We start from the raw sequence: 26,096 nt of genomic DNA on the forward strand, positions 1-26,096 counted from the left end.
TCACTTCTTGGGGTCTGGAATGGCGAAGCCCGGCACAACGCCGTAATCTTCATGGTTCAGGTTGGTAATGCCGTGATCGGTCACGACCTTTTCGACCACCAGATAATTCAGCCCGTCGCGCTTGTAGAGCATGCCATCGGCGGTAATCTCGTGGCTGGCGAGGTTCAGATTGGTGTCGCCGGAGGCGTTCTGGTCGTCGCCCTCGATCTTCAGGACCATATAGACCTCGCCGTCCTCGCCCAAGAGACCAACGGGAATGCCCCCCGCCGAGCACCACAGCGCACAGGTGTGATGGGCCGAGCCGACGACCGCGTCAGGCCCGCCCATGACGCCGGAGAAATAGCACCACGTGTCGATGATCTCACCGGTGATCTGGATACGCTCGCCCTCGGTCGCACTGGCGGGGGCAGTCAGGGCCAGAGCACATAGCGGGGCTGCAAGATGTCGTGTGAGCTTCATGGGTGTCCTCCGGTGATTCTTTTGACCAGCGTAGCAAGAAGGGAGGATGAAGGGGGATCACGTCTTGGTCAGACCGCTGCGATCGGGGCTGCTGTCGGGGGTTTAGGTATTTTTGAAGCAATGATGGGGTTAGCGCAGCACATTAGTTAATTGGCGCGTCAGGTCGGGGACCGTGTCGGTGACGGTGATGAAATCGAGCAGCGACGCATCCGCGAAGCCTTGCGCCACGATATGATCAGTGAGGGCGACCAGCGGCGACCAGAAGCCTTTGGTGTTGAGCAGAAAGATCGGTTTGCTGTGCAGGCCCAGCTGGCGCCATGTCAGCACCTCGAAGAATTCATCGAGCGAGCCGGCACCACCGGGCAACACCACGATGGCGTCGGAGTTCATATACATGACCTTTTTGCGCTCGTGCATGGTTTCGGTGACGATGAATGTGTTGAGGTCGCGCTTGCCGACCTCGCGCTTGAACAGGTGGCTGGGGATCACGCCGAAGGTCTCGCCGCCCGCCGCTTGTGTAGATTGCGCCACGGCCCCCATCAGCCCGACATCGCCCGCGCCGTAAACCAGCCGCCATTGATTGGCCGCCAGAGCCTGCCCCAGATCAAGGGCGGCCTGCTTGAAGTCGGGATTGGCACCAAAGCGGGAGCCGCAATAGACACAGACGGATTTTTGCTGGGACATGGGGCGGTCTCCGGACGGATAAGTGGCTTTGCCTTGTTCTATGGGGGCTGCTACGCTGTCACAACGCCTTTCTTGGAGGGCCGACGGAGAAGGAAGACACGTATGGCCATCTGGTCCAGATTGGGGATGAGCGGACCTGCGGCGGCGGCCGGAGTCGCGGTTGTGATTGCCATTATCGGTGGCACCTATCTGGTGACGCAAAACCGCGATGTCGCGATGCCTGAGGCTAATGTGCAAGCGGTGCCGGACACAGCGGAGCAAGCGGCGTCGGACGTGGTGGACATGGTGAAGGGGGAGCCTGATCTGCCGGTGACACCGAGCGATGGGGCCGCACCGGAGACCCAACAGGCGGTCGCGGATACGCAGGAAGAGCAAACCCCGACTACGCAGGTTGAAGCAGAGGTGGCCGCCGAAGCGGAGCCGGAGGGGGAGCAACCCCCGGCACCCGCAGCACCGACATTTGACGTGGTGCAAGTCGCGCCTGATGGTGGCGGTGTCATTGCGGGCGCGGCAGAGCCCGGTAGCGAGGTGGTTTTCCTGCTCGATGGGGTGGAAATTGCGCGAGGCGAAGCGGATGCGGCGGGCAAGTTCGGCGTGTTGCTTGATTTTCCGGCAGCAGATTCGCCGCGCACCTTGTCGATGCTCACCGAGCTTGCTGATGGCACGCAGATCGCCTCTGAAGGGACGCTGCTGATTTCGCCTGTTCACACCGCCAGCGCCAAGCCGGAGGACGGGGAGGCGGTGGTTGAAGGTGGGGCGGAAACGCAGCCTGCCTCTGATGCAACTGAAGTTGCGCGAGCTCCGGCGGTGGTGAATGACACTGCAGAGGCAGCGGAAGATGCGACCGCATCGGATGCCCCTGCGGTGGTGCTGGCGGATAATGCCGGCGTGACCTTGCTCCAACCGGCCCCGCAACCCCAAGCCCCGAAGGCTGTGGCTGACGCACCTGTGACGGCCAATGTGGTGATCGACACGATCACCTATGACGCCGAGGGCGAGGTGGCTTTGACGGGGCGCGGGACGTCGCAAGGGTATGTTCGGGTTTACCTGAACGATAAGGCCGTGAAGACCACGCGCATCGCCGAGAACGGCGCGTGGGAAGCGCCGTTGCCGGATGTGGATGCAGGGGTGTATCGCTTGCGGGTTGACGAGGTGGACGCGGGCGGCACCGTAACCAGCCGCGTCGAGACCCCGTTCCAGCGCGAGGCCCCCGAGATTGCCACCTCCGCCCCGCAAACGGCCACGGCGGTGACGGTGCAGCCGGGGTTCACCCTATGGGCCATCGCACGAGACCGGTTCGGGTCCGGCGAGCAATATGTGCGGGTCTACGAGGCCAACCGCGACCTGATCCGCGACCCCGATCTGATCTACCCCGGACAGGTGTTCGCGCTGCCGGAGGGGTAGGGCGGCATTTTTTTACCCGTTGTGTAAGGCCGTGCGCGCAAGTGCGGCGATCATGTCAGTGCGGGTCACGATGCCAGTGATACGGCCCTTTTCGAGAATTGGAACCGCATCGACATCCCCCTCGGACATCAAAAACAACAGCGCCGAGATCGGTGTCTGGGGAATTGCGGTCGGCCCTTTAGTATCCATGATTTCATGTGCCTGAGCAGGTTCGTCCCTGCTCGCGTCAAGCCGCTCGGATATCGTGGTGCGCGACCTTTGGTCGACATGCGGAGCCGTTTCTATCCGGCTCGCAATCAGATGAATCTGGAAGATGATGCCCAAGAACATGTTGTCTTTACTGACCACGGGAAGCGCGGTGAATTTATGCTGCCGAAACAGGTCTGCAATATGTGATGCGACCGTATCAGGGCCAATGGTGACGAGGTCGCGTGACATGATGTCAGAGGCGACAAGCGGACCAGTATGGTGGGTCGCGGCCTGCATTTCAGCCGCGCCGATCAACCGTGCGAGGTCTTCGACACCAAGGTTGAGAGATTGCCGATATTTGTCGAGGATGTTGGTCAGCTCTTCCTCGGACAAGCCCAATCGCTCCACCGGAGAAGGGTCGCTGGTGCCGTGAATATTCTCGTCATCAAACTGCCGGAGCGGGTAGTGGCGACCGGTGAGTTTCGCATAGATCGCGGCTATCGCGACCAGAAGCAACGTCCCGACCGCGACAGGTGCAAGGGCAAAACGAAAGCCGAGGTCGGACACAATGTCGGGGTTCAGAGCGGCGGTCATCGCAACGGCACCAGCGGGCGGATGAACCGCACGACACAGGACCATGGCGCTGATGGTAAGGGCGACGGCGAGGGCAACCCTCAGGGCGGCATCCGGAACGGTCAAGCAAACCGCGACGCCGATGACGGCTGCTATAGTGTTGCCGACAACCGCCGACCAAGGTTGCGCCAAAGGGCTGTTTGGCACCGCGAAAAGCAGCACAGAGCTCGCACCGAAGGGTGCGATAAGATACAAGCCCAACTCAAGGTCGACCGCGGGAGACAGGACGAACAGTCCGGCGACGGCCATTCCGACCAGGGCGCCAAACCCTGCGCGCAACGCCTCGACCGGTGACGCAGCCGGAATAATGGGGCCGATTGACCGCAGAAATTTGGACATAAGGGTCATGAAGCTTCGCCATGCCGTTTGAAATGTGTGACGTGTCTACGGTGGTGAAGGGGGTAAAGAAACCCACGCAATGTGTGTTTGGGCAGGCATTGGGAAAGCAATTCCACTTTTCTCGACCCGCGCCACTGGTCCTTCGGGCGGGCTGGCCCTAAGTTAAGCGGCCTACATTCAAGAAAGCCCGTTCCCTATGGTCACCGAAGTTTCAGACGCCCGCATGCAGCAGGATTTACGCAAGGACGGGTTCCATGTGGTGCGCAAGGTTGTGCCTTATCTGTGGCCGGACGACCAGCCTTGGGTGAAGCGGCGCGTCGTGTTCGCGCTGACCTTTCTGATTATCTCCAAGCTGGTCGCGGTGGGTACGCCGGTGCTCTACAAGGGCGCAGTTGACGCATTGTCGGGCGATGCCAGCGATGCGGGCTGGATGCTGGCCTTGGGCGCGGTCGGTCTTACCGTGGCCTACGGCATGGCTCGCGTGATGAATATCGGCTTCCAGCAATTGCGCGACGTCGTTTTCGCGCTGGTGGGGCAACGGGCGCTGCGCATGCTGGCGCTGGAGACGTTTACCCATATTCACCGTCTGTCGATGCGCTACCACATCACCCGCAAAACGGGCGGCCTCAGCCGCATCGTGGAGCGCGGGGTGAAGGGTGTCGAATTTCTGCTGCGCTTCTTGCTGTTTTCCATCGGGCCGTTGATCCTGGAATTGCTGATGATTGCCGTGATCTTGGCATTTGTGTTTAATATCTGGTACTTGGTCGTCGTTGTTGGCACGATTGCACTTTACACATGGTTTACCTTTGCGGTCACCGAATGGCGGGTGAAGATCCGCAAGGAGATGAACGATCAGGACACCGACGCCAACCAGAAGGCGATCGACAGCCTGCTGAATTTCGAAACCGTCAAGTATTTTGGTGCCGAGAAGCGCGAAGCTGCGCGCTATGACGGGGCGATGGAAGGCTATGTGGCAGCGGCGCTGAAAACCTCCTATTCGCTGGCATTCTTGAACTTCGGACAGGCGGTGTTGATCACCGCGGGCTTGGTCATCGTGATGGTGCTGGCGGCGATGGGTGTGCAGGACGGAACATTGACCGTCGGCGACTTCGTCATGGTCAACGCCTATATGATCCAGATCACCATGCCGCTAAATTTCCTTGGCACGGTCTACCGCGAGATTCGGCAGGCACTGGTCGACATGGCCGAGATGTTCAACCTGCTGGAACAACCCGCCGAGGTGAACGACAAGCCCGACGCCAAGCCGTTGCAGGTGACCGACGGGGCCGTGCGGCTGGACGATGTGCATTTCGGCTATGACGCGGAGCGACCGATCCTCAAAGGCGTGTCGCTGGAGGTGCAGGCGGGGCAGACGGTGGCCATTGTTGGCCCATCAGGCTCCGGCAAATCCACCATCGGGCGATTGTTGTTCCGGTTCTATGACGTCAATGGCGGCAGCCTGTCGATTGACGGGCAGGACGTGCGCGACGTGACGCAGGAAAGCCTGCATGACGCCATCGGTGTGGTGCCACAGGACACGGTGCTGTTCAACGATACGATCCTTTACAACATTGCATACGGTAAGGCCGATGCGACGCGGGCCGAGATCGAGGGCGCGGCGAAGGCGGCAAAAATCCATGATTTCATTATGGAGCTGCCCGACGGCTACGACACCACCGTGGGCGAGCGCGGGTTGAAGTTGTCGGGCGGGGAAAAGCAGCGGGTGGGCATCGCGCGCACCTTGCTGAAGAACCCGCCGATCCTGCTGCTGGATGAGGCGACATCGGCGCTCGATACCGAAACCGAGGCCGACATCCAGAAGTCGCTGCAAGAGATGGCGCAGGGCCGCACGACGCTGACCATCGCGCACCGTCTGTCGACGATTGCGGACGCTGATATGATCGTGGTGCTGGAGAACGGCGTGGTGGTGGAGCAAGGCACCCACGACGACCTGCTGACCCGCGACGGGCGCTATGCGTCGCTGTGGCACCGCCAGCAGGCGGAGGACGCGGAAGCGGCGTAGGAAGGTTGCGCGCGACGTATATGCCTCCCTCTTGACTTGACATTGCGCGGCTCGCGGCAGTCAATTGTTGCAGGACGGAGGGAAGCTATGCCGGACGCTCAAGAGCCTGATACCTTCGCCGCTTTGGAAAAGCGGGAATGGGCGGATGCAAGTGTCGCACAATCCTATGCGCGCGCGTTCGCAAAAGCGGCGGATATGGTGGTGCCTCATCTGGTGGACAAAGTAGGCGCAGGGTTCGGCATGAAGACCCTCGACCTGTGTTGCGGGCACGGTAATGTGACAGCGGGACTGGTGCGGGCAGGGGCCGACGCGACGGGTCTGGATTTCTCGCGCGCCATGCTGGCCATGGCGCGCGCGGCTGTACCCGAAGCCCGGTTCGTCGAAGGTGACGCGATGGCGCTGGATTTTGACGACGCGTCTTTTGATGCCGTTACAATCGGTTTCGGAATGCCGCATGTGCCCGATCCCCCGAAAGTTGTGGCCGAAGCGCGCCGCGTTTTGCGGGCCGGTGGGCGGCTTGCGTTCTCGGTCTGGTGCGGGCCGGAAGTGGATACTGCGCTCGGCTATGTGTTCGACGCCATTGCCCTGCATGGCGCGCCAGACATTGCCTTGCCGCCCGGGCCCGGTGCCAATGACTATGCCGATCCGGAACTTGCTTTTCCGGTGTTGATAGACGCCGGATTTGCGGAGTGCGGCCAATCCGTCGTGGCCTCGGAATGGCAGGTGAACGACCCCGGCGCTCCCTATGATTTTTTCCGTGAAGGCACCGCGAGAGGCGGGGCACTGCTGCGTCCGCAACCGCCCGAGAATGCGGCGGCTATCAGGGCGGCGGTCATCGCGCGGGTGCTGGCAAATCACGGAGACGGTCCGGACTGGACCGTGCCGATCCCTGCCGTGGTGACTGGCGCGGTCGCGGTATAGCCGCTGCCGGAACAGCAGAGTTTAATTGAAACGCTATCGCCAGATTCTCAGAGGAGGATCTGCTCCGTCGCTGAATGTCAGTCGATCATTACCGTCGGAAAGCCCACGACGATCTTGCCGCCATGCGCGGTGCCGTCGCCCATGCGGGCGGCGGGTTTGTTGTTGATCATCACCTTGCTGGAGCCTTGCGTGATCGTGTCGGGCGGTCCGACGCAGACGCACATATCACCGACCGTTGCGGCTGGTGCGCCGCCAATCAGCACATTCGGGGCGCAGGGGCCTGAAATGGGACCGCCGACATGCGGTTTCGGGCCGGGGTCGACCATGGGGCAGACGTGGTTGTCGCCAAGACGGGCTGCGGGAGGCATATCTTTGCCTCCTTAGTTGATGCGGATCATCGCGCCGCGCACGATGGTCTCGCCGTCAGAGATCAGGGTCGATTCCTCGCCGCTGGCTCCGGTGAAGGTCTTGGTGGCGTCCGCTTTGATGTCCGCCGCGTTCAGCGTCAGGGTCTCGCCCGCCGCGGTGGTGACGTTCTTGTCTGCCACCAGCGTGACATCGCCGCCGCTGTTGATGGTCACGCCGTCCTGGCCGGACAGGTTCAAGTGGCCCATGGAGTTCACCGACAAGGACTGGCGGGCGTTAATGCGCAGGCTGTCCTCGTCCGGGGTGATCACCAGATCGGGTGTTTTGGAGGGGGTTTTGACCTCCCTCGGGTCCTCGATATGCACGACCAGCCCGCCGGGTGTCGTAATGACAAGGCGTCCTTCGGATTGGTCATAGCTGATGTCGAGCGGGGTTTTGGTACTCAAATCGGTCATAATACGTCTCCTACAATACACCTATCAGAGCAGAAAACCGGCGAAGTATAAAGAGAAATGGTGCAGTGCGCGGGTGGAAAACTGGATGCAAGCGGGCGAATTCGGCGAGTGTTAGGTCTTCACACCGAAGGTGCTGGCAAGTTGCGGCTCTGTTTGAGGGCTGCTGCGGCCCTTTCGGAAATGTCCAACCTTAGCAAATATTGTCCCGAGGCAACTACAAATGACGGGCTATCAATGCCAGCGACATCCAGTGTTTGCCGTAGGTGCGTTCCCGACAAGGGAATGTAGGTCCCGTCTTCTCCGGAAAAACGGTTAAAGAGCCTGCCGCCAAACCACCGCGCCCGGCGGCTGGCATTCTTTGCGATTTGATTTCTAAAGTGCAGAATTTGCAAAAGCCCTTCTTCGTCGTGAGGAAACAAATCCGCGGCTTTACTTCCGGCTGAAAGGGCAGGAGCTAGACCAGCGGTAATAGCATTCGATAGCCCTTTTTGGGTTGGTAGCGGGCCGGAAAGAACTTTGAAAATTGGTGCTGTCATCGCCGAAATAAGTAGATCAATTCGTAATCTGCGGCAATCTCGATGTGATCACCCCTGTGGTCCGCTTCGCCCCGCCGACCTTCACAAATTTCGACTTCGCATTCGAGGTTTGAAGTTGACGCACCATCCTGTCGACCGACGGTCCCATGGCAACGCCAAGCGATACATCGCGGCTACCGCGTCTGCCGCCTGAAGACATCACCGACGCGATTTGCGGTCCCTGATCGGTCATCACGAAGACCGGCGCGCCGGAGGAGCCGAAATCGATATCGCAGGTGTAATGAAGCACATCTGCCGCCGCGTGGGTCATTTTGCAGCCATCTTCCAGTGCCGGAATCTCGGAGCGGCCCCGCGCATAGGACACCACCATCACGCGGTCATTGGCGGATGGTTGGCGGTGGGTGCGAAACGGCTGGATCGCGGCGCTGTTAATGGGGTGCTCCAACTCGATCACCGCGACATCCGTGGCAATCTCGGAATAGCTGTTGGTGCCACCGCCATAATCATATTCAGGATGGACCACGAAGCGTTTGCCTACACGGCTGGCGGCAGAGCGGCCATGGCGGTAACCCGCGCGAAACACGATGTCCCCTGCGTCCCGCAGCTTGCCGGTGCGCTTGTTATAAACGCAATGCGCCGCCGTGAGAACCAGCTTCTGAGAGATCAGCGCCCCTGTGCAAAAGCCGGAGCGGCCTAGATCAAGACGGCCAACGGCCTGCCATGGCAACACTTCGGACGGGGTGTCCAAAGCCTGATGCGGCGTGGCCTCTTTGGCCAGAATTTGCGGCTGCGCCGAGGCGCAGACCATCAACAAGGACAGCAATATACGTTTCATAGGCGCGAGAGTTACGCGCCCAATCTGGCAGGATTAGGGCCTCAGAGCGGCAATTGATCCAGCAGCCGCGCGGCCTCGGCATGGCAATCGGTCAGCTTGGAGCGATCCTCGCCCGGATAGAACCGCCCGCGTGTCGCGGTTGGCATCGGGGCAGGGGTCAGCATATGGACGGTGATGCCGGTCTTGGCAGTCTCGTCGCGCCAGCTGCTGGCCATGCGCATTTGTGCGGCTTTGCTCAGGCCATAGGCGCCGTGGAACTTGTCGCCTTGCTCCGGGTCGTCGAAAAGCACCGCTTGGCCCGCCTTGGAGGCTTTCAGCAGCGGCGTGGTGTTCAGGATCAGCCGTGCCGTGGCGCGGATATTTGTGGCCAGCGTTTTGTCGAGATCCTTGGCGTCCACATGCTCCATCGGAGCGAGGGGCGCTGCGTGGATCGCGGCGTGGACCAGCAGGTCCACATGCCCCCACCGTTCGTGAATGGAGTGGCAGATCTGCGCCATGGCGTCGTCATCGTTGATGTCGATGGGCACCAGCGTGGCGCTGCCGCCCTTGGCGGTGATGCGGTCGTCCAACTCTTCGAGGCCACCCACGGTGCGGGCGAGGGCGATTACATGATATCCGCGCGCGCCCAAGCCTTCAGCCATTGCGGCCCCAAGGCCACGGGATGCGCCTGTCACGAGGGCGATTTTCTGAGATTGTTCTGTCATAGCGGCGTCTTTCTCACTGGCAGGGGCCTAGATCAAGCCCATTTACTTGACATTCCATGCTGCGCTGCCGAAAAAGATCGTAACGTATAACGCTGGAGGAACAGCCATGACTTTGACCCAAGCTGCATTCGGGGCAGACACATTCACCAAGAAAACACTGCTGGTGTTGGGCGGATCGCTCTTCATCGCACTGGCCGCGCAAATAAGCGTGCCGTTCTTCCCCGTGCCGATGACCCTGCAAACGCTGGCGATCCTGATCGTCGGCCTGTCCTTCGGCGCGCGCCTTGGTGCGGTCACCGTGCTGGCCTATCTGGCCGAAGGGGCCGCTGGCTTGCCGGTTTTCGCCAATATGGGCGCAGGCCTGCCTTACATGATGGGTCCGACCGCAGGCTTCCTGCTGGGCTTTGTCGCAATGGCCTATGTGGCCGGTCTGGCCGCGGGTCGCGGCATGGTGGCGATGCTGGTGGCCGCACTTGTCGCCGCCGCGCTGATCTACCTGCCGGGCCTCGCATGGCCGCTGGGCGTGGCACAAGCCACAGGTGTTGAGGCTGGCTGGGCTGGCTTGAGCTTCGACAAGGTTCTAGGCGCGTTCGCGACACCGTTCCTGTTGGGCGATGCGGTGAAAGCCGTGCTGGCCGCATTCGCTGTTGCTGGCGGGATGAAATTCTTCGCCAAGTAAATGGCGGGATGAACCCACTCTACGAATTTGGCGCCGCTCCCGTGAAACCGGGGGCGGCGTTTTTCGTTGTCTCGCGGGTGGTAAAAGAGGCGGCCGCCTTGAAACAAGATCTGTGGCTGCGCGACGCCCCATGACAGAGACGCATCTTCACGGGGATGTAAGCCCGTTATGGTTCACCGGTGAGGCGCGATGGTATCGGTTGGAATGCCGATACCGCGGTCACGAATGTTTCAGGTGCCACGCGGGTTTTTAAGACCACGCGACGTTTTGGATCCGAGGTGGGGTTTAAGCTGGGGGCGTTAAGGTGGCGTTAGACCTGCGTGCGCAGGGCACAACTTAAGCCGCGTCAGGCCGCTGGTCTTGCGCGCCGCGTTCGGGGATTTCGAGCCTTTGGGCGGTCCCGTTGCGATCAAAAATCACCGCACCGGTTTCTATTGCTACGATTTTGCGACCGCCGACCACATCGCCGGCCCGCACGATTTCGACCTGCTTGTTCCCATGCCGGAGCAGTGCACGGGTCTCGCCCGGGGTTTCTACTGTCCCCAGAAGGGCCAGCTGCGCCATCGGCAGCGTGTTCTCTTCCGTCGCGGCTTTCAGGGCCTCGATTGGGGTTTCGGTCGTTTCGGTCACGGTCTCTATCCTTGTCGCTGAACGCGTCTAGCGCTCGGCAGATAAGGGGCGTGGCGTCTAATGGAAAGCGGACTGTAGCCGCATCGGCGGGATTTCGCCGCAGTGCAGCAATTCGCCGAGACTTATTCCGCGGCGGTCTTCAACTCGAAGCCGTTGGTGATCTGGTCAGACGGTGCAACCGGATACTCGCCAGAGAAGCACGCGTCGCAATATTGCGGCGACTTGGGGTTACGGCCTTGAGCCTCGCCAACAGCGCGGTAGAGGCCGTCCAGCGAGATGAACTTGAGGCTGTCGACGCCCAGATGTTCGCGCATTTCGTCCTCGGACATGGTCGCGGCCAACAGCTTTTCGCGCTGCGGGGTGTCCACGCCGTAGAAGCACGGCCACGCGGTGGGGGGCGAGGCGATGCGGAAGTGGACCTCGGCGGCACCGGCATCGAGGATCATTTCCTTGATCTTGCGCGACGTTGTCCCGCGCACCACGGAATCGTCCACCAGAATCACCCGCTTGCCCTTGATCAGCGCGCGGTTGACGTTGAGCTTCAGGCGCACACCCATGTTGCGGATCTGCTCGGTCGGCTCGATAAAGGTGCGGCCCATATACTGGTTGCGGATGATGCCCATGGCGTAGGGGATGCCGCTCTGGATGCTGTAGCCGATAGCCGCTGGCGTGCCGGAATCAGGCACGGGGCAGACCATGTCGGCCTCGACTGGGCTTTCCTTGGCCAGCTCGCGCCCGATGTTTTCGCGGGTCTCGTAGACAGACCGCCCGCCAAGAATCGAATCCGGACGGGAAAAATAGACATGCTCGAAGATGCAGAAACGTGATTTGGCGGGGCGGAACGGGTGATGGCTTTCGATACCCTTGTTGGTGATAACCACCATTTCGCCCGGTTCGATCTCGCGCACGAACTCCGCGCCGATAATGTCCAGCGCGCAGGTCTCGGAGGATAGCGCGTAGCCGTCACCGATTTTGCCCAAGACCAGCGGGCGCACACCCAGCGGGTCGCGCACGCCGATCAGCTTAGTGCGGGTCATCGCCACCACGGAAAACGCGCCTTCGACCTTGCGCAAGGCTTCTTCCATGCGGTCAGGGATGGTGCGGCCCATGGAGCGGGCCATCAGGTGGATGATGCATTCGGAATCCGAGGAGCTTTGAAAGATCGAGCCGCGCTCGACCAATTCTTTGCGCAAGGCTTCGGCATTGGTGATGTTGCCGTTATGTGCAATCGCGGCACCGCCCAGCGAGAAGTCCCCGAAGAAGGGCTGCACGTCGCGAATGGCGGTCTGGCCCTTGTTGCCAGCGGTGGAGTAGCGGACATGGCCGATGGCCAGCTCGCCCGGCAAGGTTTCCATCACCTTGTGGGATGTAAAGTTGTCTCGGACATAGCCGAAGCGGCGTGCCTGCTGGAAACCGGCATCGGCGTCGTAGGACACGATGCCGCCCGCCTCTTGGCCGCGATGTTGCAGGGCGTGCAGGCCGAGGGCCACAAAGTTGGCCGCCTCGGCAGTGCCGATAACGCCAAACACACCACATTCTTCTTTGAGTTTGTCGTCGTCAAACGGGTTGGTGAGCCAAGGCTCGGGACTTTGGTCAAGGTCCGCATGCGTCATTAGGGGCAGCTCCGAATCCGCGTGACATGAGTATGACACTGGATAAGGGGTTTGCGTCGGGAAGTCACGGGCGCTTTGCCCCGTTGCGAGCAGAAGTCGCGCATGGCATGAAAAGGTCATGTCACGCACCATTTTGTTCAATAAACCACACGGGGTGTTGTCGCAGTTCACCGACGGACAGGCCCGCGCCACGTTGTCGGATTACATTGACGTGCCAAAGGTTTACGCCGCCGGACGTCTGGATCGCGACAGCGAGGGGTTGTTGATCCTGACCGATGACGGTCAGCTGCAAGCGCGTATCGCGCATCCGAAATACAAGGCGGCCAAGACCTATCTGGTGCAGGTGGAAGGGAAACCTGTCGCCGCGGCACTTGCGCAATTGCGTGGCGGAGTCGATCTGAAAGACGGGCGCACGCGACCCGCGAAGGTTGCTGCGGTGGCGGAGCCGGACTGGCTGTGGCCGCGTGATCCGCCGGTGCGGGTGCGCAAGACTGTGCCGGACAGCTGGCTTGAGCTGTCCATCACCGAAGGCCGCAACCGTCAGGTGCGCCGGATGTGTGCCGCCGTGGGGCATCCCTGTTTGCGCCTGATCCGTGTCGCTGTGGGCGAGTGGTCTCTGACGGGTATCGCGCCCGGGACTTGGCGCGATGCGTGACGCCGCCGTAAAACTGGCGTTGTTGCCACTGCTGGCCGCGCAAGGCTGGCGCGCCCGAAAGTCAGCCCGACAATTGCCGGAGCCTGACGGCCCGCGAGAAGGCATCGACGGGGAGGGGCCTTTGCTGCGGCTGCTCGTCCTCGGGGACAGTTCCGCTGCTGGGGTGGGGGTCGCGCATCAGCGCGAGGCCATTATGGGGCGCTTGGTGCAGTCGCTGTCACAGACCCTCCGTGTCGCATGGCGGCTCAACGCGGTGAGCGGGGCGACCACGGGAGCGACGCTGGCACGTCTTACCGCCGAGGAAACGGGGCCGTTCGACATGGCCGTGGTGGCGCTTGGGGTGAATGACATCACCAAGGGCGCGACGTTACGGCGTTGGCTGGGACAACAGCGCGAACTGTGCGAGCGGCTGCGCACGGATTTCGGGTGCGCGCATGTGTTCGTGTCCGGCGTGCCGCCAATAGGGTCGTTTCCGCTTTTGCCTGATCCGCTCAGGTGGGTCCTGGCCGAGCAGGGGAGGCGTTGGGATCGTGCGTTGATCGCGATGCTGGACGGGATGGACGGATGCCACCATGTGAAGGCGGCGGAAAGCCTTGCCCCCGACCAGATGGCGGAGGATGGGTTTCACCCAGGCGCAGAAGTTTACGAGATGTGGGCTGACGCGATCCTAAAGCAGCTTCGCCCGCTGCTGTAGCTTACTTCGAGCCTAGCAGGTTTTTGTGCACATCGCGGAAGGACCGCAGGCGGCGGCTTTGTTCGTCCCAAAGCTGCAAGCCGACCGTTTTGATGCTTTCGCGGATCGACATGCGGTTGGCGTCAGCCAGTTGCTGGTGGTCTCTCAGCACTTCCGGCAAGCGGTAGAACGGGATGCGGGAATAAAGGTGGTGAACATGGTGGATGCCGATATTGGCAGAGAACCATGCCAGAACCGGCGGCAAGACATAGTGCGAGGAGCCGTGGAGGGCCGCCTCGTGAACCTGCCAGTCTTCTTTGTGATCCCAATGCGTTTCTTCGAACTGGTGCTGAACGTAGAACAACCAGACGCCCAGAACGGCCGCCATCATGGTGGACGGGATGAACACCAGCAGCAGCGGCATAATGCCGCCAAACCAGACGATCAGGCCAAGGGCCACCGCGATGCCTACATTGGTGCCCATGGCGGACAGCCAGTATTTCGCGCCCGCTTTCATATAGCCGATCGGCAGACGCTGCTCCAGGAAGAACACATAGGCGGGGCCGATGAAGAACAGGGTGACGGGATTGCGGTAGAGGCGGTATTTGAAGCGGCCATAAGCGCTGCGGGCCTTGTATTCTTCGACCGTAAGAGTGTCGATATCACCAAAGCCGCGCGCGTCCAGATTGCCGGCGGCCCCATGATGGATCGCGTGGCTCCGGCGCCAGACGTCATAGGGCGTGATGGTCAGCACGCCCAAGGCGCGCCCGACCCAATCGCTGAGGGTGGAATTCGAGAAGAATGAGCCGTGGCCACAATCATGCTGGATGCAGAAGATGCGGACCAGAAACAGTCCGTTGACCAAAGCCAGTGCGACGGCGAGCCAGTAGCTGACCGACAGCATCGCCCAAGCAGCGGCCCATATCCCGATGAACGGCAAAAGCGTCACAGCCAACTCGAACCCAGAACGTGCCGGATTAGGGTCACGATACTTCGCCAGATGGCGAATCCAAATCTTGGCAGGGGCGCCCGCGGGCAAGGTGAGCGCTTCTGGCGCGACTGGGTCTTGGAACATACTGCTACGTCCGTCTCTCTGTGGGCGGTTCCGAACAGCGATATAGCACTGGGGGGTTAACGCAAGTTTATTACGCTGAAATGCAGCTTATGCGTCAGATTGCCCAGTGGTTTCGGTGCAGTGGCTGATCAGATCTTCATAGGTTCCGACAATCCAGCCCGGTGCGTCTGTGGGGATGACCTCATCTACAGAACCCGACATTTGTGCCACCACCTTGGCAGTGCGCGAATCGTCGACCATCGGGATCGCTTGATCGGCCACCACGCGGTCGTAGATCACGAAGGCCACCACGACCAGCAACGCGCCGCGCGCGACGCCGAACAGGAAGCCCAGACCTTGGTCGATGCCACCCAGTACGGAACGCTGTACCGCGCCCGACAGGATCGGGGTGAAGATCGACACCACCACCAGCGCCACGGCGAAGACCAGCGCGAAGGCGGTGATCGTGGCCGGCTCGCAGCCCTCGATCAGGGTGTTGAGATACGGAATTTCTTTAGCAAGTGGAACGGCTTGCGGGGCGAAGATGTAGGCCACAACCGCAGCGGCAATCCAGCCGACAATAGACAGCGCCTCGCGGACCAAGCCGCGCGAATAGGCGAGGATCGCCGAGATAACGATGACCCCAGCGGCGACGCCGTCAATAATCGTGAAACCTTCCATCTCGTCTCTTCTCCTAGGGCGCCGGATCGGTGCCGAATAGTTCCTGCACGAATGTTGCCAAGTCCGGCATCGTGCGCAGTGTCATGCCGTCCACCCGAGGCAGCTTTTTCTGCGCGGGGCCAATGGCGGAGGTAAAGCCCAGTTTGGACGCCTCTTTCAACCGGTTTTCGGCTTGTGTGACCTGCCTTAACGCACCTGAGAGACTTATTTCACCAAAAACCACTGATTCAGGGGGCAAAGAGATGTCCTCGCGGGCGGACAGTAGCGCCGCGGCAACAGCCAGATCGGCGGCGGGCTCGTTCACGCGCATGCCGCCCGCGACGTTCAAATAGACATCGAGACCCGCAAACGGCACCCCGCAGCGTGATTCTAGCACGGCCAGAATGGTCGCGAGACGCTGGCTATCGAGGCCGACAACAGTGCGCCGCGCCTGCGGATTGGGTGAAGGGGACACCAGCGCTTGGATCTCGGTCAGCACGGGGCGCGAGCCTTCGATGCCGGAGAACACCACCGAGCCGGGGGCGGGCTTGTCGCGATCCGACAGGAACAGGGCGGAGGGATTGCTGACCTCGGCCAAGCCGCGGCCTGTCATCTCGAACACGCCGATTTCGTCGGCGGGGCCAAAGCGGTTCTTCACGGCGCGCAGCACGCGGAACTGGTGGCCGCGCTCGCCTTCGAAATAGAGTACGGTGTCGACCATGTGCTCGACCACGCGCGGGCCTGCGAGCGCCCCTTCTTTGGTGACGTGGCCCACAAGGATAATCGCGGTGCCGGTGCGTTTGGCGAAGGTGACCAACTCATGACACGCGGCGCGAACTTGAGACACGGAGCCGGGGGCGCTGTCGACCTGATCGGACCACATGGTCTGGATGGAATCGATAATCACCAGCTTGGGGCGTTCTTTGTCCAAGGTGGTGAGGATGTCGCGCAGGTTGGTCTCGGCGGCCAAGCGCACGGGGCTCTCCGAGAGTTTCAACCGTGCGGCCCGCATACGGATTTGCTCGGCGGATTCCTCTCCGGACACGTATATCACGTGCATGCCGTTGCGCGCGAAGCGTGCTGCGACCTGCAAGAGCAGCGTGGATTTGCCGATGCCCGGATCACCGCCCACCAGAATGGCGGAGGCTTCGACCAATCCACCACCCAAAACGCGGTCCATCTCGGCCACGCCGGAGGCGGTGCGCGAGGGTGGATCGTCCTTGGCGTTCAGGTCCGACAGCGCCAAGGCCTTGCCACGCATCGCGCCCAAGGATTTCTTGCCGGGACCGGTACTTAGCGGGGCTTCCTCAATGATGGAGTTCCACGCCTGACAGGCGTCGCATTGGCCAGACCATTTGAAATGGGCGGCGCCGCATTCGGTGCATTTGTGCGTGGGTTGTTTTGCCATGACGGGTGTTTTCGCTCAGGCGCTAGGTGCAGGCAAGACGATAATACGTCACTTACGTGCGCTTGCGAACGATATGGCGAGCGATGCGATGACGCAGGCGGTGAACAGGTATAGCCCCCAGCCGGTCTCGACCCGTCCGACGCCCACACCCTTGGCCAGCACGATATACAGCGCGATGAGGAAGATGTCTGCCATCGCCAGCTTGCCCATCACCGTGATCGCAGGCAGCAGGCGTGGGGAGGCGAGGCGGAACTGGATCAGTGCCAGCCCGACGGTTTTCAGGAAGGGTGCTACGAGCGCAAAGAAGGTGACCACCAGCGCAAGAAACACGTCCTTGCCCCAAAGTGTCTGGATGCCTGTCAGAACGGAGATTTCCGATAAGGAAAAGAACGGCAGCAACCCGGCTTTCAACAAGGGGGCTGCCCACGCGATGGGAAACAGCACCAGAAGCGAGAGGTTTGCGATCTTCAAAAACATGGGCGCACTGAACCGCGCTTTGCCGGAAAGCTCAAGCGGTCAAATGGGTTAGCCAGCGCTCTTGTCCGAGGTTTTTGGTTTTGGCAAAGGCACGACGTTTTCCGGCTCCGGCGCGTCGGCCATCTCGTAGCCGATGAGCGGCAGGATTTCGGCCAGATCGGCTTCAAGCCGCTGCATTTGTGCAGTCACGACGCTGTCTTCGACATTGACCTGCTGGGACCAGCGTTTCAGATCGGCGCAGGTTTGCTGGGCCAGAGCAATCTGTTCGCGGTAATCTTCGATTTCGCGTTGGCGCTGGCGCAGGAAGGTGCGGGCACGTTCGACCTTTTCTTCGGAATAGACGGATGCCAGATCGCGGGATTCGTGGCTCATCTGGGCTGCGACTTCCAGAACCGTTGGCTCCAGCGTGTGCAAGTCGGGATGGTCGCGCAAATGCATAATGCGTTCGCGCACTGAGTCGAATTCCGATGACAGGGAGAACAGCTTTTCCTTGTCGGCCTTGTGGGCCGCCAAATAGGCGCGGGTGACGTCTTCCATCGAGAGGTGGAAGTTGCGGTGCGACTTTTCCAACTCAAGGATGCGACGGTTCGACGGCAGATAGAAGCACAAGGAGACGGCAAGGGCGGCGAGGAACAACTGGGTGATCATTCCCGCGTAGGGCACGACCGTTTCGCCATAGTTTGCGGTGAAACTTAACCACGGCGCGAGGCCGACGGTTGCGGCCAAAGTGGCCCCGATAACAACAATGGAAAACACGACAACGGCCACAAGGGCTACACGTTGAAAAAACTGCTGAAGCTGCAGCCAAGTCTGGTTTGCACCAGTCATTGCAGACACCCCCCAAAGGTACTGGTTAAAAATTGGTAAATTAATAGTAGCGGAAAACCGCCGATTGACCACGGGGAATTTTGTCCAAAATGTGGCGTAGTTTCAGAGGGCTGCCGCGAAATCTTGAGGGATCGGGTTAATTGTTTCTGTATGGGAAACAGTATTGGGCGGAGGACTTTGTTGGACAAAGTGTGGGGCAGAGATCGGCGCCTACTTATCGCACCGCCTCGATCGGTCCCTCGGCGCTGCCGGAAATGAACTGCGTCACGTAAGGATCGCCGGAGTTGTCCAGATCGGACACGGGGCCGGTCCATTGGATCACCCCGTCATGCAACATTGCCACCTTGTCGGCGATGGCGCGCACGCTCGACATATCATGGGTGATGGTCATGGCGGTGGCCCCCATTTCCACCACGATTTCGCGGATCAGGTCGTTGATCACACCGGCCATGATCGGATCCAGTCCGGTTGTCGGCTCGTCAAAGAAGATAATCTCTGGCTCGGCTGCGATGGCGCGGGCAAGCCCCACACGTTTTTGCATCCCGCCGGACAGCTCGGCGGGGAAGCGGTCTGCGACCTCTTCTTTCAGGCCCACGCGGCGTAGTTTTTCGACCGCAATAGCGCGGGCCTCCTCGGTCGGGCGTTTCAGCGATCCGCGCAGCAGGCGGAAGGCCACGTTTTGCCACACGGGCAGGCTGTCGAACAATGCGCCGCCTTGGAACAGCATCCCGAAGCGGGCGAGGAAGGCGTCGTGGTCGCCTTTGGTGGCGTCCTTGCCGTCGACCAGAATGGTGCCGCTATCGGGCTTCACCAACCCCAGAACAGACTTCAATGCGATGGATTTGCCGGTGCCGGAACCACCGATGATCACCATGCTTTCGCCCTTGGGGATATGCAGGTTCACCCCGCGCAGAACGCGGTTGGAGCCGAAGGCTTTATGGACGTTTTCAAAGCGGATCATGACGAGAAGAATATCCCCGTTAGGATGAAGTTTGCGGCAAGGATAAGCACGGCGGCGGCCTCGACCGAGCCTTTGGTGGCCTTGCCCACACCCATCGCCCCGCGACCGGAATTCATTCCGTAGTAGCAGCCCATCAGGGTTGCGATCCCGCCGTTCACAGCCCCCTTGGCGAGCGATGTTACGACGTCGGAGGTTTCCAGAAAATCAGCGGTGTTTTGCAGGTAGGTCGCCGAGTTGAAGTCCAGCGTGCCGACGGCGACAGCCCAGCCGCCCATGATGCCGATGATGTTGCCCACGGCGACCAGCGCCGGTACCACAACGATCCCCGCCAGCACGCGTGGCACGGTGAGGTATTTCATCGGATGGGTAGACAAGGTCACCAGCGCGTCCAACTGCTCGGTCACCTTCATTGTGGCGATCTCGGCCGCGATGGAGGAGGTCACGCGGGCAGCGATCATCAGGCCGACCATGACGGGGCCAAGCTCCCGCACGATGCCGATGGCGACGATCTGGGGCACTACGGCCTCGGCGCTGAAACGTGCGCCGCCTGCGTAGATCTGCAATGCCAGCGCGCCACCGGTGAACAGGGTGGTGAGGCCGATGACAGGCAGGGAGAAGTAGCCCACATTCATCAACGCCGCGCCGAATTCCTTGATGTAGAACGGCGGTCGGATCATGTGGACGAAGGTCTGACCGGTGAAGATCGCCAGACGCCCCAACGCGGCCAGCGCCGACAGGGTCAGCGCGCCAAGAATGGCCAAGGGCGACAAGACACGGCTCATGAATAGGACCGCTTGTAGCGATGGCCGAGCGAGGTCAGGATTTCATAGCCGATAGTGCCAGCGGCGTCGGCCAGCGTGTCCACGCTTTGTTGCGGGCCAAGGATTGTCAGGTGGTCCGGCACCGCGTCCAGATGGGTCACGTCCACGGTTATCAAATCCATCGACACACGGCCAACCAACGGGCAAGGCGTGTTACCCGCATAAAGCGTGGCTTTTCCGGACAGTGCGCGGATCAGCCCGTCAGCATAGCCGCCCGAGACTGTGGCAATCGTGCGGGGCTTATCTGCAATGAAGGCCTGTGCGTAGCCCACGGCCTCGCCCGCGTTAACGGTGCGGGTCTGGATCACGGGTAGGTCCAGCCGTGCCACGGTTTTGGCCTCCCCGAAAGGCAACCCGCCATATAGGCCGATGCCGGGGCGGGTCAGGTCGAAATGGTATTCGGGACCTAGCAGGATGCCACCCGTCGCGGCCAGCGAGCGGGGGGCCAATAGCCCGGCGGTCATGTCCAGAAAGGCCTTGAGCTGATCCTTGTTGCCCTGATGATCCGGCTCATCCGCGCAAGCAAGGTGCGACATGACCAGAGAGGCGTCCTGGCTCATCTCGGGGGACCAGTCATAAGCCTCGATACCGAGGCGGTTCATGCCGGTGTCAATTTGCAGCCCGAACGAATGGTCGGGCAGGCGTGCTTGGTGGCGCGTGACCTGCTCGGGCGAGTTCAATAAGGGAACCGCGCCGAGGTCGGACAGCGTTTGCGTGTCTTCGTCCATATGGCCGGAAAAGACATAGATCACAGGGTCTTGGCCCAGCGTCGCGCGCAAGGCGGCCGCTTCTTCGACAGCGGCCACAAAAAAGGTGCGCACGCCTGCACCGGCCAGCGCTTTCGCCACGCGGCCTGCGCCCAGTCCGTAGCCGTCGGCTTTGACCACGGCACCCGTTTCGGTCGCGGACTGGCGGTCCAGCATCTGCCAATTGTCCACCAGCGCGTTCAGGTCGATATGTAGAATTCCGGTTCCCATAGGTTCTGGGTGAGACATGGGGGCGGGGAGGTCAAGGGCTTTTGGCGGCCCTCGACCTCTGAGACCCTATTCCGCCGCGCGGAGTTGCGACTGTTTCGGCCCGCCATCCGGATCGTCGTTACCGGTTGCGGTGTCGGCGGTGCCTTCCGTCAGTCCGTCGAGGTCCTCGGCGGTTTTGGCCAGCTTTTCTTTTGCGGCTTTCACGGTTTTCTGAGCTGCTTTCAGAATGTCATCCGCACTTCGCGCTTCCGGCTCGGTCGGGTCGGACCACAAGATCAACGGGTCCCGTACCTTGCGGGCGTTCTTGTTCAGCGCCAGATCGCGGGCGGTTTGCGAGCCGCGGCCACCAAGGGCGCGCAATTGCTGCAACGACGCGTAGGCGCCGAGCGATATCCAGACCCTGAGCGCCAGCATGGCAGGGGTCAGCACCAGGGTCAGCACCGTCGCCACGCCAAGGCCGAAGACCACGGCAGTCGCCAGTTGCTTCCACCACAGGGCAGTGGGGCTGTCGATGGAATAGCCGCCGCCGAAGAAATCAAGGCTGAGGCCGAACATCATCGGCGCAAGGCCTGCCATTGTGGTGATCGTAGTCAGCAGCACCGGGCGGATGCGCGCCTCGGCGGTGCGGGTGATCGCCTCCAGACGTGGCATGTAGCGGGAGTATTCCTGATAGGTGTCGATCAGCACGATGTTGTTGTTCACCACAATCCCCGCAAGCGCGACGACCCCCGTGCCGGTCATGATAATGGAGAACGCCTGATCCATAACCAGCATCCCGATCAGCACGCCTGTCGTCGACAAGACAACTGCCAGCAGCACCAGAACCGAGTTGTAGAACGAGTTGAACTGCGCCAGCAGGATCACGAACATCAGCCCAAGGGCGGCAAGGAAGGCATTGCCGAGGAAAGCTTGTGACTCGGCTTCTTCCTCGGTGTCGCCAGCCCATTCGAATGTCACGGATGCGGGCAGAGGCTTTTCGGTCTCCAGCCAGTCGGTAATGTAGGCGATCCGCTCGTTGGCGTTGATGATGTCGCCATCCTCGTTCTTGAGGTCGGGTGCCACATCCGCCTTCACATCAAAGAAACGGGTCTGGTCAACGCGGTCGATCTGGCCGAGCTTCGCCACCGGTTTGCGGGTGATGAAGTTGGACAGCGGGATCAGCCCGTCCGGCGTGCGCACCTTGAGGTTGTCCAAGGTGGACAGCACGCGGGCATCTTCGGGCAGACGAACGCGGATTTCGATTTCCTCGTCAGAGCTGTCGATCCGCATTGTGTCCAGCAGCAATCCGCGGGTGACCAGCTGCACCATGGCCCCGACGGTGGCGACATCGGCCTTGTAGCGGCCAGCGGCCTCAACATCGACGTCGATCTGCCAGTCGATGCCGGGCAGGGGCAGGGTGTCTTCGATGGTGATGAGACCCTCGATATTCTCGAACTTCGCGCGGGCGATGCGAGTGGCCTCTTGAAGGTCTGCCCAATTGTCGCCTTTCAGGCGCAGGTTCACCGGCTTGCCCCCCGCAGGGCCACGGTCCTGACTTAGAACCTCGGTGTAGATTCCGGGGATGGCGTCCATTTTCGCCTGCATCTCGGCAAGGATTTCCGTGTCGTCACGGCGGTTGCCCCATTCGGCCAGCTCGATCTGGATCTGGCCGATCGTGTCCAAGGGACCTGTCGCGCCGCCCGTATTGGTGTCCAAACCGCCCTCTCCGGCGAATGCGAAGATCGAGTCTATGCCGTCCACGGTGGCAATCTGGGCTTCGACCTGCCGCACGAAACCGTCTTTTTCCGACAGGCTCAGGTTGCCGCGGGCGCGGACATAGACGATGGCCTGCTCGGTCTCGGATTCCACGAAGAACTCGACCCCGTTATTGTTGGCCGAGAACGTGGCGAACGTGACGGCGACAAAGGCCCCGACGGCGCCAATGGCGACCAGCGGCATGATCGGATTGCCGGAAATCAGCTTGATGAAATGGCCGAATGGGGTGCGGCGGTAGCCGGCATTGATGCGCCGTTCGCGGCGGGGGCGGGATACCGCGCCCATCGTAGTGGAGGCAAACATAGCCATGGCAACGAAGAACATTCCGCCAAAGGCCATAACGCCAACGCCGCCTTGGCCGCGCGGGATCGGCAGCAGATAGCTGGGGTTCAGCAGCTGCATTGCGGAGATGAACAGGCCGAACATCGCAACCGCGACCAGCGACAAGCGGATTACGATGTGGAACTGGCGCAGGAAGCCGGAGGCGCGGTTAATCATCCGCGAGATGCGGCCAGACACGCCGCCCATGACGGGCAGGTAGATCAGCGCCACGATCAGCGAGGCGGAGAGCACGAAGATCAGCGTGACCGGCAACATGCCCATGAACTCGCCCGGAACGCCGGGCCAGAACAGCATCGGCAAGAAGGCGCAAAGGGTCGTCGCGGTGGACGACACGATGGGCCAGAACATGCGTTTTGCGGCGTCGGTATAGGCCTCCATCGGGCCCGCGCCCTCGTCGATGCGTTTGTCGGCGTATTCGACCACAACGATGGCCCCGTCGACCAGCATCCCCACGGCAAGGATCAGACCGAACATTACAATGTTGGAGATCGAGATGCCCATGATGCCCAGCAAAATGAAGCACAGCAGGAACGACGTCGGAATGGCGAAGCCCACCAGCAAAGCCGAGCGGGTGCCAAGCGACGCCAACACCACGATCATCACCAATGCGATGGCGGTCAGCACGGAGCCTTCCAGCTGGCGAACCATGTTGTCCACGGTCTTGGACTGGTCGAGGGTGACGTCGACGCGGATGGCCTCTTGCAGCTCTTGCGGCCACTGCTTTTGCACGTCGGCGACCGTGTCGCGCACCAGTTGCGCGGTGTCGATGATGTTGTAGCCCTTCCGCTTGACCACTTGCAGGGCCACGGTGTCGTTGCCGTTGAAGCGTGCGGTGCCGGTGCGGTCCTCGAAGGTCAGGCGGATATCGGCCAGCTCGCCCAGTGTGACGACGCGGTCGCCATTGACCTTGATGGGCAGTTTGTAGACGTCCAGCGGCTCGTCAAAGGAGGCGGGGATTTTGACCGAGAACGCGCCTTGGTCGGTTTCCACTTCACCCGCTGCGATTAAAAGGTTGTTGTTGGTCACGACGTTGATCAATTCGCCCGCCGAGACGTTGTAGGCCTCCAGCGCCAGCGGGTCGATGATGACTTCCAGCATCTCGTCGCGTTGACCGGCCAGACCAGCCTCTAGGATCGGGGGCATGGCTTCGATGACGTCTTGCAGGTTTTTGGCGACCTTGGTCAGCGTCCGTTCGGGCAGGTCGCCAGACAGCGACACGATGATGATCGGGAACTCGGAGAAGTTGATCTCTATGAGGTTATATTGCTCCGCGCCTTCTGGGAATTCGGCCTGAGCCTGCCCCATCTTGTCGCGTACATCGGCAAGGATCTTGGTTTTGTCCCAGCCGAATTCGAACTCCATCGCCACGCCCGCGTAGTTCTCGGCGGCGGTGCCTGACAGGGTTTTCAGCCCGTCGAGATCTTGCAGCTTGGTCTCCATCACTTTGACCAGCAACTTCTCGCTGTCTTCCGCCGAGATGCCGGGGAAGGGGACGGAGACGAACAGGGCAGGAATCTCGATATCCGGCTCGCCCTCTTTCGGCAGTCCGGTATAGGCAAACGCCCCGATCACCACCGACATCACGATGAAGGCGATGATCATGCGGGCGCGTTCGCCCGCCCAGTCGACGATGCCGGTCATGACTTGGACCCGGCGTAGGTTGTTTTGATCGCGACCCCGTCAGTGACGTATTCCTGACCGACGACGATAACAGCCACGTCCTCCGGCAGGCCGGCGACCCACATGCCGTCAGCGGTGTCGCGCAGAATGGACACAGGCATGAAGGCTGCTTCATTGTCTTCGGTCGCGACCTGCACACCCAAGGTGCCAACATCGTTCAGGGTAAGGGAGGAAGCGGGCAACAGATGTGCCTTTTCCCCCGCAGCCCCGATCAGGATTTCGGCGGTTTGGCCGTCGCGCAGTTGTAGGTCGTCGTTGTCGACGGTGATTTCTACGCGAAAAGTGCGGGTCTCAGGGTCGGAGGAGCGGGACATGAAGGTGACGCGGCCCTCGACGGTTTGGTTTGCGGTGGTGCGGCCACCGGCGCGCGCGCCGACCGCAACTTTGGCGACTTCGGTTTCCGGCACGAAGGCGACCAGCTTGATCGGGTTAAGCTGAATGATCGTGGCGCACAGCCCGCCGGGCTGCATCAAGGCGCCCAGTTCTGCGGTGTCGGTTTCCAGCAAACCGGCAAACGGCGCTGTGATCTGCAAACGCCCAATCTCGTTTTTCGCGGATGCGATGGCGGCCTCGGCTGCCAGTATTCCGGCGCGAGCACTTTCGACACCGGCACGCGCGGTCTCAACGGCGGCCAGTGCGGATTGTACGCTGGCCTGCGTTCCGGCCACGCGAATGTCTGAGGCGAAACCGTCGGCAGACAGCTGCTTGGCGGCGTTATCGTTGATGCGGGCCTCTTTCAGGCGGGATTCGGCTTCAAGCACACGGCCTTCCGCTTCGGGCAGGCGGGATTCGGCTTCGGGCAAACGGGCTTCGGCCTCGGCCAATGCTGACTGGCGGGTGCCAGGGGCGATTTCGCACAACAACTGGCCCGCCTCAACATAAGAGCCTTTGCGCAGCGGTTCGGAATTGACCAAACCGGAGGTTTCAGCACGGACATCGACCTGACGGGCCGCCTCGGTACGGCCGCGCAGCAGGACCGCGTTGTCGATGGCCTGCGCTGTGGAGTGCATGGCAACGACGGAGACCACACGCGCACCTACCTCAGGTACGGGTGCAGAGGATTCCGCCTCGACTGCAACCTCGGTGACGGGTGTTTCCGCATCATTTGAGGCGAACGAAAGAAGCCGATCGCGTTCGAACACGATAAGATAAAGAGCGAGGGTCACCACAATGGCGGTGACGATCGGAAAGAAGCGCATCAAATTATTCCCTGTGCCGAATTCGGCTTTATTTTTTGTCCGTCAGTTCCGTATACGCTAAACCGACCGGTTCAGATTATAGTTTTGTCGAATTTCCCGCAAGGGCCTGAAATCCGTATATTCGCGCAACACTTGT

At 61.1% G+C, this 26,096-nt stretch carries 26 protein-coding genes; 6 read left to right on the forward strand and 20 right to left on the reverse strand.

Annotated features, from left to right (window positions below):
- Positions 1-459: a hypothetical protein gene (locus BDE40_RS03775; protein WP_134012953.1), complete on the reverse strand. Its 459-nt coding sequence runs from the start codon at positions 457-459 to the stop codon at positions 1-3.
- A gap of 129 nt (positions 460-588) precedes the next feature.
- Entirely contained in the window at positions 589-1,143 is a 555-nt protein-coding gene (locus BDE40_RS03780; RefSeq protein WP_134012955.1) for an LOG family protein, read from the reverse strand.
- 102 nt (positions 1,144-1,245) lie between these two features.
- Here BDE40_RS03780 and BDE40_RS03785 point away from each other — a divergent pair, with 102 nt between their 5' ends.
- Positions 1,246-2,547, forward strand: coding sequence for a LysM peptidoglycan-binding domain-containing protein (locus tag BDE40_RS03785; RefSeq protein ID WP_134012957.1), 1,302 nt, complete (start codon positions 1,246-1,248; stop codon positions 2,545-2,547).
- 12 nt (positions 2,548-2,559) lie between these two features.
- Here the strand turns inward: BDE40_RS03785 and BDE40_RS03790 are convergent, their stop codons facing one another.
- Positions 2,560-3,708 carry an HPP family protein gene (locus BDE40_RS03790; protein ID WP_134012959.1) on the reverse strand — a complete coding sequence of 383 codons (1,149 nt, stop codon included), beginning with the start codon at positions 3,706-3,708 and terminating at the stop codon, positions 2,560-2,562.
- Positions 3,709-3,931: 223 nt separating this feature from the next.
- On the opposite strand from BDE40_RS03790, the gene BDE40_RS03795 reads away from it, so the two are divergent.
- Positions 3,932-5,731, forward strand: a complete 1,800-nt coding sequence (locus BDE40_RS03795; protein ID WP_425462391.1) for an ABCB family ABC transporter ATP-binding protein/permease — start codon at positions 3,932-3,934, stop codon at positions 5,729-5,731.
- Between the two features lie 87 nt (positions 5,732-5,818).
- On the forward strand, positions 5,819-6,652 hold the full coding sequence (locus BDE40_RS03800) for a class I SAM-dependent methyltransferase (RefSeq protein WP_134012964.1): 834 nt from the start codon (positions 5,819-5,821) through the stop codon (positions 6,650-6,652).
- Between the two features lie 77 nt (positions 6,653-6,729).
- Here the strand turns inward: BDE40_RS03800 and BDE40_RS03805 are convergent, their stop codons facing one another.
- From BDE40_RS03805 to BDE40_RS03825, 5 genes are all read right to left on the reverse strand, one after another.
- Positions 6,730-7,020 carry a PAAR domain-containing protein gene (locus tag BDE40_RS03805; protein WP_134012966.1) on the reverse strand — a complete coding sequence of 97 codons (291 nt, stop codon included), beginning with the start codon at positions 7,018-7,020 and terminating at the stop codon, positions 6,730-6,732.
- A 12-nt stretch (positions 7,021-7,032) separates the two neighbouring features.
- Entirely contained in the window at positions 7,033-7,473 is a 441-nt protein-coding gene (locus BDE40_RS03810) for a hypothetical protein (RefSeq protein WP_134012968.1), read from the reverse strand.
- Between the two features lie 119 nt (positions 7,474-7,592).
- Positions 7,593-8,009, reverse strand: coding sequence for a hypothetical protein (locus tag BDE40_RS03815; RefSeq protein WP_134012970.1), 417 nt, complete (start codon positions 8,007-8,009; stop codon positions 7,593-7,595).
- 16 nt (positions 8,010-8,025) lie between these two features.
- The gene (locus BDE40_RS03820) at positions 8,026-8,844 is read right to left on the reverse strand and encodes a trypsin-like serine peptidase (protein ID WP_134012972.1); all 819 of its coding nucleotides are present in this window, start codon (positions 8,842-8,844) and stop codon (positions 8,026-8,028) included.
- Positions 8,845-8,885: 41 nt separating this feature from the next.
- Positions 8,886-9,548: an SDR family NAD(P)-dependent oxidoreductase gene (locus BDE40_RS03825; protein ID WP_134012974.1), complete on the reverse strand. Its 663-nt coding sequence runs from the start codon at positions 9,546-9,548 to the stop codon at positions 8,886-8,888.
- A gap of 106 nt (positions 9,549-9,654) precedes the next feature.
- Between BDE40_RS03825 and BDE40_RS03830 the strand changes: the two genes are divergently transcribed.
- Complete coding sequence (locus BDE40_RS03830) at positions 9,655-10,227, forward strand: biotin transporter BioY (protein ID WP_134012976.1); 573 nt, start codon at positions 9,655-9,657, stop codon at positions 10,225-10,227.
- 336 nt (positions 10,228-10,563) lie between these two features.
- On the opposite strand, the gene BDE40_RS03835 is transcribed toward BDE40_RS03830, so the two are convergent.
- Together BDE40_RS03835 and purF are read right to left on the reverse strand one after the other, a co-directional pair.
- Complete coding sequence (locus BDE40_RS03835; protein ID WP_134012978.1) at positions 10,564-10,857, reverse strand: hypothetical protein; 294 nt, start codon at positions 10,855-10,857, stop codon at positions 10,564-10,566.
- 122 nt (positions 10,858-10,979) lie between these two features.
- A complete protein-coding gene (gene purF, locus BDE40_RS03840; protein ID WP_134012980.1) occupies positions 10,980-12,470 on the reverse strand; it encodes an amidophosphoribosyltransferase in 1,491 nt (496 codons plus the stop codon).
- Positions 12,471-12,588: 118 nt separating this feature from the next.
- On the opposite strand from purF, the gene BDE40_RS03845 reads away from it, so the two are divergent.
- Both BDE40_RS03845 and BDE40_RS03850 read left to right on the forward strand, forming a co-directional pair.
- The gene (locus BDE40_RS03845; RefSeq protein WP_134012982.1) at positions 12,589-13,125 is read left to right on the forward strand and encodes a pseudouridine synthase; all 537 of its coding nucleotides are present in this window, start codon (positions 12,589-12,591) and stop codon (positions 13,123-13,125) included.
- The gene (locus BDE40_RS03850) at positions 13,118-13,819 is read left to right on the forward strand and encodes an SGNH/GDSL hydrolase family protein (protein WP_134012984.1); all 702 of its coding nucleotides are present in this window, start codon (positions 13,118-13,120) and stop codon (positions 13,817-13,819) included. Before BDE40_RS03845 ends, BDE40_RS03850 begins: the two co-directional genes overlap by 8 nt.
- Position 13,820: 1 nt before the next feature.
- On the opposite strand, the gene BDE40_RS03855 is transcribed toward BDE40_RS03850, so the two are convergent.
- The 10 genes from BDE40_RS03855 to BDE40_RS03900 form a co-directional block, all read right to left on the reverse strand.
- Positions 13,821-14,873, reverse strand: coding sequence for a fatty acid desaturase (locus tag BDE40_RS03855; protein ID WP_134012987.1), 1,053 nt, complete (start codon positions 14,871-14,873; stop codon positions 13,821-13,823).
- Positions 14,874-14,960: 87 nt separating this feature from the next.
- Positions 14,961-15,533 (reverse strand): CvpA family protein, encoded by a 573-nt coding sequence (locus BDE40_RS03860; RefSeq protein ID WP_073141018.1) that lies wholly within the window; start codon positions 15,531-15,533, stop codon positions 14,961-14,963.
- 13 nt (positions 15,534-15,546) lie between these two features.
- Positions 15,547-16,920 (reverse strand): DNA repair protein RadA, encoded by a 1,374-nt coding sequence (gene radA / locus BDE40_RS03865; RefSeq protein ID WP_134012989.1) that lies wholly within the window; start codon positions 16,918-16,920, stop codon positions 15,547-15,549.
- 48 nt (positions 16,921-16,968) lie between these two features.
- Positions 16,969-17,397 carry a paraquat-inducible protein A gene (locus BDE40_RS03870; protein ID WP_134012991.1) on the reverse strand — a complete coding sequence of 143 codons (429 nt, stop codon included), beginning with the start codon at positions 17,395-17,397 and terminating at the stop codon, positions 16,969-16,971.
- Positions 17,398-17,445: 48 nt separating this feature from the next.
- On the reverse strand, positions 17,446-18,225 hold the full coding sequence (locus tag BDE40_RS03875) for a DNA repair protein (protein WP_134012993.1): 780 nt from the start codon (positions 18,223-18,225) through the stop codon (positions 17,446-17,448).
- A gap of 214 nt (positions 18,226-18,439) precedes the next feature.
- Positions 18,440-19,186, reverse strand: a complete 747-nt coding sequence (locus BDE40_RS03880) for an ABC transporter ATP-binding protein (RefSeq protein ID WP_134012995.1) — start codon at positions 19,184-19,186, stop codon at positions 18,440-18,442.
- The gene (locus BDE40_RS03885; RefSeq protein WP_134012997.1) at positions 19,183-19,968 is read right to left on the reverse strand and encodes an MlaE family ABC transporter permease; all 786 of its coding nucleotides are present in this window, start codon (positions 19,966-19,968) and stop codon (positions 19,183-19,185) included. The genes BDE40_RS03880 and BDE40_RS03885 overlap by 4 nt, the downstream gene beginning before the upstream one ends.
- Positions 19,965-20,984, reverse strand: a complete 1,020-nt coding sequence (gene alr, locus BDE40_RS03890; RefSeq protein WP_134012999.1) for an alanine racemase — start codon at positions 20,982-20,984, stop codon at positions 19,965-19,967. Before alr ends, BDE40_RS03885 begins: the two co-directional genes overlap by 4 nt.
- A 66-nt stretch (positions 20,985-21,050) precedes the next feature.
- A complete protein-coding gene (locus BDE40_RS03895; RefSeq protein WP_134013001.1) occupies positions 21,051-24,722 on the reverse strand; it encodes an efflux RND transporter permease subunit in 3,672 nt (1,223 codons plus the stop codon).
- A complete protein-coding gene (locus BDE40_RS03900; protein WP_134013003.1) occupies positions 24,719-25,960 on the reverse strand; it encodes an efflux RND transporter periplasmic adaptor subunit in 1,242 nt (413 codons plus the stop codon). The genes BDE40_RS03895 and BDE40_RS03900 overlap by 4 nt, the downstream gene beginning before the upstream one ends.
- Between the last annotated feature and the right edge of the window lie 136 nt (positions 25,961-26,096).

The sequence above is a fragment of the Litoreibacter halocynthiae genome (genome assembly GCF_004365635.1).
Taxonomy (GTDB): Bacteria; Pseudomonadota; Alphaproteobacteria; order Rhodobacterales; family Rhodobacteraceae; genus Litoreibacter; species Litoreibacter halocynthiae.

Coding starts and splice junctions, on each gene's coding strand:
- BDE40_RS03780 (WP_134012955.1), bottom strand. CDS start 1,143: ATGTCCCAGCAAAAATCCGTCTGTGTCTATTGCGGCTCCCGCTTTGGT.
- BDE40_RS03790 (WP_134012959.1), bottom strand. CDS start 3,708: ATGTCCAAATTTCTGCGGTCAATCGGCCCCATTATTCCGGCTGCGTCA.
- BDE40_RS03895 (WP_134013001.1), bottom strand. CDS start 24,722: ATGACCGGCATCGTCGACTGGGCGGGCGAACGCGCCCGCATGATCATC.
- radA (WP_134012989.1), bottom strand. CDS start 16,920: ATGGCAAAACAACCCACGCACAAATGCACCGAATGCGGCGCCGCCCAT.
- BDE40_RS03885 (WP_134012997.1), bottom strand. CDS start 19,968: ATGAGCCGTGTCTTGTCGCCCTTGGCCATTCTTGGCGCGCTGACCCTG.
- BDE40_RS03815 (WP_134012970.1), bottom strand. CDS start 8,009: ATGACAGCACCAATTTTCAAAGTTCTTTCCGGCCCGCTACCAACCCAA.
- alr (WP_134012999.1), bottom strand. CDS start 20,984: ATGGGAACCGGAATTCTACATATCGACCTGAACGCGCTGGTGGACAAT.
- BDE40_RS03855 (WP_134012987.1), bottom strand. CDS start 14,873: ATGTTCCAAGACCCAGTCGCGCCAGAAGCGCTCACCTTGCCCGCGGGC.
- BDE40_RS03820 (WP_134012972.1), bottom strand. CDS start 8,844: ATGAAACGTATATTGCTGTCCTTGTTGATGGTCTGCGCCTCGGCGCAG.
- purF (WP_134012980.1), bottom strand. CDS start 12,470: ATGACGCATGCGGACCTTGACCAAAGTCCCGAGCCTTGGCTCACCAAC.
- BDE40_RS03825 (WP_134012974.1), bottom strand. CDS start 9,548: ATGACAGAACAATCTCAGAAAATCGCCCTCGTGACAGGCGCATCCCGT.
- BDE40_RS03900 (WP_134013003.1), bottom strand. CDS start 25,960: ATGCGCTTCTTTCCGATCGTCACCGCCATTGTGGTGACCCTCGCTCTT.
- BDE40_RS03880 (WP_134012995.1), bottom strand. CDS start 19,186: ATGATCCGCTTTGAAAACGTCCATAAAGCCTTCGGCTCCAACCGCGTT.
- BDE40_RS03845 (WP_134012982.1), top strand. CDS start 12,589: ATGTCACGCACCATTTTGTTCAATAAACCACACGGGGTGTTGTCGCAG.
- BDE40_RS03785 (WP_134012957.1), top strand. CDS start 1,246: ATGGCCATCTGGTCCAGATTGGGGATGAGCGGACCTGCGGCGGCGGCC.
- BDE40_RS03875 (WP_134012993.1), bottom strand. CDS start 18,225: ATGACTGGTGCAAACCAGACTTGGCTGCAGCTTCAGCAGTTTTTTCAA.
- BDE40_RS03775 (WP_134012953.1), bottom strand. CDS start 459: ATGAAGCTCACACGACATCTTGCAGCCCCGCTATGTGCTCTGGCCCTG.
- BDE40_RS03810 (WP_134012968.1), bottom strand. CDS start 7,473: ATGACCGATTTGAGTACCAAAACCCCGCTCGACATCAGCTATGACCAA.
- BDE40_RS03805 (WP_134012966.1), bottom strand. CDS start 7,020: ATGCCTCCCGCAGCCCGTCTTGGCGACAACCACGTCTGCCCCATGGTC.
- BDE40_RS03870 (WP_134012991.1), bottom strand. CDS start 17,397: ATGTTTTTGAAGATCGCAAACCTCTCGCTTCTGGTGCTGTTTCCCATC.
- BDE40_RS03850 (WP_134012984.1), top strand. CDS start 13,118: ATGCGTGACGCCGCCGTAAAACTGGCGTTGTTGCCACTGCTGGCCGCG.
- BDE40_RS03795 (WP_425462391.1), top strand. CDS start 3,932: ATGCAGCAGGATTTACGCAAGGACGGGTTCCATGTGGTGCGCAAGGTT.
- BDE40_RS03800 (WP_134012964.1), top strand. CDS start 5,819: ATGCCGGACGCTCAAGAGCCTGATACCTTCGCCGCTTTGGAAAAGCGG.
- BDE40_RS03830 (WP_134012976.1), top strand. CDS start 9,655: ATGACTTTGACCCAAGCTGCATTCGGGGCAGACACATTCACCAAGAAA.
- BDE40_RS03860 (WP_073141018.1), bottom strand. CDS start 15,533: ATGGAAGGTTTCACGATTATTGACGGCGTCGCCGCTGGGGTCATCGTT.